The organism is Azospirillum sp. TSO35-2 (assembly GCF_003116095.1).
Taxonomy (GTDB): domain Bacteria; phylum Pseudomonadota; class Alphaproteobacteria; order Azospirillales; family Azospirillaceae; genus Azospirillum.
The window spans coordinates 1,857,936-1,865,060 of sequence record NZ_LGRA01000021.1; the positions used below are offsets into that span (position 1 = coordinate 1,857,936).

Genomic DNA, 7,125 nt, shown 5'->3' on the forward strand with positions numbered 1-7,125 from the left:
GCCCATGGCCGCGACGGCGCCGTCCACGCTTGCCGTGCCGTCCAAGCCGGTGCCGCCCAGGCTGGTGCCGGTCGCCGCCGGCATCGGCCTGCGCGAGCCGCATCGGGAGGCGTTCGTCGCGGCCGGCTGCCCGATTCCCTGGGTCGAGATCCATTCGGAAAACTACCTGGTGCCGGGCGGCCCGCGGCTGGCCGGCATCCTGCGGGTGCGGCGCGACGTGCCGCTCAGCTGCCACGGCGTCGGCCTGTCGCTGGGCAGCGCCGGCGGGCTCGATCCCGACCATCTGATGCGCCTGCGCGCTCTCCACGACCGGCTGGAGCCGGGGCTGATCTCCGAGCACCTGTCCTGGAGCGTCGCCGACGCTGCCTATCTCAATGACCTGCTGCCGCTGCCCTACACCGAGGACAGCCTGGAGCGGGTCCGCCGCAACATCGACCACGCCCAGGACGCCTTCGGCCACCGCATCCTGGTCGAGAACCCGTCGGCCTATGTCGCGTTCGCCGACAGCGCCATTCCCGAGGCCGAGTTCCTGGCGGAGCTGGTGGCGCGGACCGGCTGCGGGCTGCTGCTGGACGTCAACAACCTCTACGTCTCGTCGGTCAATCTCGGCTTCGACCCGGCGGTGTGGCTCGACGCCATCCCGGCCGACGCGGTCGGCGAGCTGCATCTGGCCGGCCATGCCCGCCTGACCGTCGGCGGCGAGGAACTGCTGGTCGACGACCATGGCAGCGCCGTCGGCGACGCCGTGATGACGCTGTACGCCGCGGTGCTGGACCGCGTCGGCCCGCGGCCGGTGCTGATCGAATGGGACAACGACCTGCCGCCGCTCGGCGGTCTGCTGGACGAGGCGGCGCGGGCGCAACGGCTGCTGGAGGCCAGGATGCCGGGGCAGGGCCGGCCGGACCGAGGAACGCGGGAGGTCCGCCATGCCGGCTGACGCCCGACTGGCCGCGCTGCAGCGGGACTTCGCCGCCTTCCTGCTGCGGGGCGATCCGGCGGTCGCCGCGGCGTTGCGGCCGGATGTCCCGGCCGGGCGGCTGGCGGTCTACCGCAACACGGTGATGGGCTCGCTGGCCGCCATCCTCGGCCATGCCCACCCCAGCCTGCGCCGCGCCCTGGGCGAGGAGCGCTTCACCGCGCTCGCCTGCCGCTTCGTGGCCGAGGCGCCGCCCCGCCGGCCGACGCTGTGGAGCTACGGCGCCGGCTTCGCCGACTGGCTGGCCGAGCCGGAGCGGGCCTGCGGACATCCCCCTTTGCCTTTGGCGCCCTGGGCGCCCGACCTCGCCCGGCTCGACTGGGCGATGCACGAGGCGCTGTTCGCCGCCGACGCCGAACCGCTCGACCTTGCCCGGCTGGCCGCCATCCCGCCGGAACAGACCGGCGCCCTGCGGCTGGTGCCGCACCCGTCGCTGCGGCTGGTGCGGGCGGACTGGAACATCCACGCGCTGTGGAAGGACGGCGGCGCGATCCCTGCAGCGATCCCCGAAGCCGTGCTGGTCGGCCGCAGCCCCGAAAGCGGGACCGATGAGGGCGCGGGAGGCCCGGCGGCTGAGGTGCGCTGCGCCCGGCTGACCGCGGCCGACGGCGCGCTCGCGGCCCGGCTGCTGGCCGGCACGACCCTGGACGATGCGGTTGCTGACGATGCGACCGCGGGAAGCGACCTTCAGTCCCTTCTGGCGCTGCTGCTGCAGAACCGCTTGCTGGCCGGCTTCGCGCTGGACCGGCCGTCTTCCGCCCCCCGACCCGGAGGAACCACCCCATGACGTCATCGCCCTCGCTGAGGCCGTCATCGGCCCGGTCCTCACCCGCACCGGCCGGACCGGGGTTCGCGTGGTCCGGGCGGGCGCTGGAGGCCTGCGACCGGATTACCCGACGGCTCGACCGCTACGCCACGCCGCTGCTCGACCTTACGGTCCGGCTGACGATGGCGCCGATCTTCTTCCGCTCCGGCCTGCAGAAGATCGGCGACTGGCCGGCGACCGTCTTCCTGTTCCAGGAGGAATACCGGGTGCCGCTGCTGCCCCCCGACCTCGCCGCGCTGCTGGCCGCCGCCACCGAGCTGACCATGCCGGTCCTGCTGGTGCTGGGGCTGGCGACCCGGCTGGCGGCGCTGCCGCTGCTGGCGATGGCGATGGTGATCCAGTTCGTGCTGGGCGCGCAGAACCCGGCCTTCGACAATCCGCAGCATTGCTTCTGGATGCTGCTGCTCGCCGGCCTGATCGTCCGCGGCGGCGGGCGGCTGTCGCTCGACCATTGGCTTGCCGGCCTCGGTCGCCGTCCGGGTGGAGGAACCCCATGACCATGACCGTTGTCCAAGCGCCCGTTCCCGGGTCCGCCCGCCCGACGCCCGGACACCGGCGGATCGCCCAGCTCGGCTGGCTGCTGTCGTCCGGCCTCGTCGCCGTGCTGCTGCTGGTGCTGGCGGTCAGCGTCGTCACCGTGCAGGGCATCCGGCAGGTCGACGAGCGCTGGAGCGCCTACGACCTCGGCGCCGCGGCCAAGGCCGACGCGCTGTCCGACCTGCGCGGCGCGCTGGGGCTCGGCGGGGTGATCCACCGCTTCGGCGACTATCTGCTGACCGGCGACCCGGCGCGCGCCGCCGACGTGCGGCAGAGCCTGAAATCCGCCGTCGCCAACCTGGAGGTCTACCGCTACGCCGGCGACCTGACGGCGGCCGAGGGCGCGGCGCTCGACACCGTCGCCGCGACGCTAGCGCAGGTCGAAGCCAAGCTGGCCGGGGCGGAGGCGGCGCTGGCCGCCCGCACGCCGCTCGACCAGTTAGCGCGCGCCGCCGCGCTCGACACCGCCCCGGCGGTGGCCGCCATGCGGACGCTGAACGGCGAGTTGACGCGCGGCCGCGCCGCCCTCGGCGAAGCCAACCGCCAGGGCATCGCCACGCTGAACAGCACGGTGATGACCGGCGGCGGCGTCGCGCTGGTGCTGCTGGTCGCCATCGCCGGGCTGTTCCTGTGGTTCACCCATCACCGCATCGTCCGCCCGCTGGCCCGGCTCGCCGCCTTCATGGAGCGGCTGGCCGGCGGCGATCTCGACAGCGCGGTGCCGCTGGTCGGCCGCCGCGACGAGATCGGCGCCATGGCCGGCACCGTCCGGGTGTTCCGCGACGGGCTGGTCCGGCTGCGCGCGGCGGGCGAACGCGAGCGCGCCGAGGCGGAGCGCGAGCGTCGGCGCCAGGAGGAGCTGGAACGCAACCTTCGCGCCTTCGAGGGCGAGATCGGCACGCTGGCCGCCGCGCTCGCCGGCCGGGCCGGCACCCTGCACCGCACCGGGCAGGATCTGGCGCACTCCTCGACCCGGACCATCGGCAGCACGCAGGAGGTCTCGGCCGCCGCCGCCCGCACCGCCGGCACCGTCCAGACGGTCGCTGCCGCCACCGAGGAGCTGTCGGCCTCCATCGCCGAGATCGGGCAGCGGGTGCGCGGCTCGGTCGTCCTGACCACGGCGGCGGTCGATCAGGTGGATCGCTCCACCACCACCGTCGCCAGCCTGGCGGAGGCGGTGCAGCGCATCGGCGAGGTGGTCGGGCTGATCAACGCCATCGCCAGCCAGACCAACCTGCTGGCGCTGAACGCCACCATCGAGGCGGCGCGGGCCGGTGAAGCGGGCAAGGGCTTTGCCGTCGTGGCGCAGGAGGTCAAGAACCTCGCCAACCAGACGGCGCGGGCGACCGAGGACATCACCCAGCAGATTGCCACCATCCGCAGCGCCACCGACGGCGCGGTCGGCGCCATCCAGGGCATCGGCGGCAGCCTGGAGCAGGTCTGCCGCATGGCGCAGGAGATCGCCGACGCCGTCACCCAGCAGGACGAGGCGACGCGCGAGATCGCCCGCAACATCCAGGAGACCGCCGGATCGGCAGGGGCGGTCAGCGCCGCGATGTGCGAGGTTGCAAAGGCCGCAGAGCAAGCCGGCATGGTTGCAGAAGGCATGTTCTCCGCCGCACAATCGCTCGGCAGCGAAACGCAGCGGCTGGAAGGCGCGGCGCACAGCTTTTCGAACGCGCTGCGCGCGTGACCTTGCGGGCCTGGGGAAAGGGAACACCGGCGTGACCGAGATCGTCAGCGAGGACGCCGGGGCCATGCCCGATCGTTTGCCCGGAACCATGGCCGGACCGGGGCGCCGGACCCTGACCATCGCCCGGTCGGCGCTGCTGCTGGCGGCGGCGCTGGTGATCTGTCTGGCGGTGATGGTCGCGGTCGGGCTGCAGCTGATGCGGGGCATGGACGCGGTGGCCGACGGCTGGCGCGACTACGACCTGCAGGCCGCCACCAAATCCGACGCCTTGTCGGAGGTGCGCGGGCATCTCGGGCTCGGCGGCGTCATTGACCATTACCGCGGCGGCAAGGACGGCAACGCCGCCGACCACGCGGCGCTGGACCGGGCCCTGGCCCTGTCGCGCGCCAATCTGGCGATCTACCGCGACATCGTCACCCCCAGCGCCGACGAGGCACGCGCCATCACCGCCATCACCGCCTTCCTCGATGCCATCCAGGTGCAGATGCAGGACCCGGCGGCGGCGATCCCGGCCGAGGCCTTCGACGCCTGCCGCCGCGACGCGGTGACCGGGCTGGCGGCGCTGAACACCCATCTGAGCCTGCAGCGCGCCCGGTTGACCATGGCCTCGCTGGACGGCATCGAAGACCTCCAGCGGCTGATGGCGGTCGGTGGCGGCGTCATCGCCGTGCTGGTGCTGGGGCTGGCCGGCGCTGCCGTGTGGTTCACCCGCAGCCGCATCGTCGGCCCGCTCGGCCGGCTGGTCGAGAACGCCCGCCGGCTCGCCCGCCGCGACCTCGACCAGCCCTTCCACTGGACGGCCAAGGCCGCCGCGCCGGGCAGCCGGTATGACGAGCTGGGTCTGCTCGGCCGCAGCCTCGAGAACAGCCGGGTGGCGTTGCGCGACCTGTTCGCCGCGATCGAGGAAAAGACCCGGCGGCTGGGCGAGAGCGAGCGCCGCTACGCCATGGCGGCCGCGGCGGCCAACGACGGGCTGTGGGACTGGGACCTCGACAGCGGCGAGCTGTACCTGTCGCCCCGGCTGCGGCAGATGCTGCATCTGCCGGCGGATGGCGGTGGAGCCGGCGGTGGAAAGGGTGGCGGAGACGGCATCGCCGCGCTGCTGGCCCACGTCCACGCCGACGACCGCCACGCCGTCCTGGCCGCCATCCGGCAGGGCGAGCGGGGCACCGACGGCGCCAGCTTCGACGTCGAGTTCCGCGTCCCGCCGCCGACCACCGGTTCGGACGACGGCCCGGGCGACCACGCGGAGGCGATCGACGGCGACGTCCAGAACCCGGCCTGGATCCATCTGCACGGCATCGTCGCCGCAGGCCCGGATGGCCGGGTGGTGCGGCTGGCGGGATCGGCGGCCGATGTCAGCGACCGCAAATCCTACGAGGCGCGGCTGGTCCATCAGGCCACCCACGACTTCCTGACCGGGCTGCCCAATCGCGCCTTCCTGGTGCGCTGGCTGCACGACCGCCAGGCGGCACTAAGCAATGGACGGACCGATCTGGCGTTGCTGTTCCTCGACCTCGATGGCTTCAAGGTCGTCAACGACAGCCTGGGCCACGCCGTCGGCGACCGCGTCCTGATCGCGACGGCCGAGCGGGTCTCCGCCCTGCTGGAACCGGGTGAGTTCGTGGCGCGGCTGGGCGGCGACGAGTTCGTCGTCGCGGTCCCCGCCGGGCAGGGGGCGGCAATGGCCCGCGCCCGGGCGCTGGAGACCGCGTTCCAGCGCCCGGTCTGCGCCGGCGGCATGGATTTGCGGGTCGGGCTCAGCATTGGTCTGGCGGTCGACGACGGCACCAGCGACGACCCGGACAGCCTGCTGCGCGACGCCGACATCGCGCTCTACCGCGCCAAGGAGCATGGCAAGGGCCGCACCGTGCTGTTCGACGCCTCCCTGCGCGAGGCGATCCTGATCCGCAGCCGGCTGCAGCGCGACCTGACGCCGTCGCTGGAGGCCGGTGACATCTTCCTGGTCTACCAGCCGATCGTGGCGTTGCCGGACGGGCGGCTCACCGGGTTCGAGGCGCTGGTCCGCTGGCGCCACCCCGACCTCGGTCTGGTCAGCCCGGCCCAGTTCATCCCGATCGCCGAGGAAACCGGTCAGATCCTGCCGCTCGGCCGCCATGTGCTGGAACAGGCGGTGGCGCAGCTCGCCCGCTGGCGCCGGATGGCGGGGGCCGGCGCCCTGACTGTCAACGTCAACCTGTCGGCCCGCCAGATGTGGGACGAACGCTATGTCGACGACATGCTGGACTTCCTGGCCGACGGCCGCGCCGAGGGGCTGAAGATCGAGGTGACGGAGAGCATGACCGTCGGCGACCACGATCAGGCCCGCGCCATCCTGGAACGCTTCCACGCGCTGGGCGTGCCGCTGTGCATGGATGACTTCGGCACCGGCTACTCCTCGCTGTCGCACCTCAGCCGCCTGCCGTTCGACGTCATGAAGATCGACAAGAGCTTCATCAGCGCGCTCGGCACCGATCCCAAGCAGGAATCGCTGCTGCGCGGCATCGTCGAACTGGCCCACCGCATCGGGCTGCAGGTGGTCGCCGAAGGGATCGAGACCGAGGAGGAGCGGGCGGTCGTCACCCGGATCGGCTGCGACTACGCCCAAGGCTACCTGTTCGCCCGCCCGTTGACCGTGACCGACGCCGACGCGCTGCTGTCAGCCGCCGGGCACGCTTGACCGGGATGGGCCGAAATCCCGCTGCGGCCCGGACCGCTCTTCTCTCACGAAGCCGTGCGCGAGTGGGAAGCCTGTGCCGAGCCATCGACAGCGACGGCAACCATCACCACCGAGAAGCACGCCGGCCCTCGGATGGCCCGCACGCACTCTGCCATTCCATGCGTTCAGTCCGTGCCGAACCGTTCGGCACGGACTGAACCAAGAGCTTCCGCCCCGCCATCAACGTGGCAACGGCCCCCCGGAAGCGCCGCCCGGGTTGCGGGCGGCGGCGGTGTCAGACGGTTGGCTTGAACTTGGCGGCGAGCTGTTCGGAGGTTCTGGCGAGGATGCCGAGGTCGGAACCGACGGCGACGAAGCGGCAGCCGAGCTCGATGTAGCGCCGGGCCAGCGTCTCGTCGGCCGACAGGATGCCG

5 protein-coding genes are annotated in these 7,125 nt (G+C 72.9%); all 5 read left to right on the forward strand.

Translation table 11 applies throughout. From position 1 onward, the window contains the following. The first annotated feature begins 4 nt into the window (after positions 1-4). Genes TSO352_RS24515 through TSO352_RS24535 form a run of 5 tightly spaced genes read left to right on the forward strand, consistent with a single transcriptional unit; the run spans position 5 to position 6,712 of the window. Positions 5-937, forward strand: a complete 933-nt coding sequence (locus TSO352_RS24515) for a DUF692 domain-containing protein (RefSeq protein ID WP_109109767.1) — start codon at positions 5-7, stop codon at positions 935-937. Continuing rightward, entirely contained in the window at positions 927-1,763 is an 837-nt protein-coding gene (locus TSO352_RS24520) for a DNA-binding domain-containing protein (RefSeq protein ID WP_109109768.1), read from the forward strand. Before TSO352_RS24515 ends, TSO352_RS24520 begins: the two co-directional genes overlap by 11 nt. Continuing rightward, on the forward strand, positions 1,760-2,299 hold the full coding sequence (locus TSO352_RS24525) for a DoxX family protein (protein WP_109109769.1): 540 nt from the start codon (positions 1,760-1,762) through the stop codon (positions 2,297-2,299). Before TSO352_RS24520 ends, TSO352_RS24525 begins: the two co-directional genes overlap by 4 nt. Continuing rightward, complete coding sequence (locus TSO352_RS34100) at positions 2,296-4,032, forward strand: HAMP domain-containing methyl-accepting chemotaxis protein (RefSeq protein WP_247872383.1); 1,737 nt, start codon at positions 2,296-2,298, stop codon at positions 4,030-4,032. Before TSO352_RS24525 ends, TSO352_RS34100 begins: the two co-directional genes overlap by 4 nt. A gap of 31 nt (positions 4,033-4,063) precedes the next feature. Then, positions 4,064-6,712 (forward strand): EAL domain-containing protein, encoded by a 2,649-nt coding sequence (locus TSO352_RS24535; protein WP_247872384.1) that lies wholly within the window; start codon positions 4,064-4,066, stop codon positions 6,710-6,712. Positions 6,713-7,125: the final 413 nt, after the last annotated feature.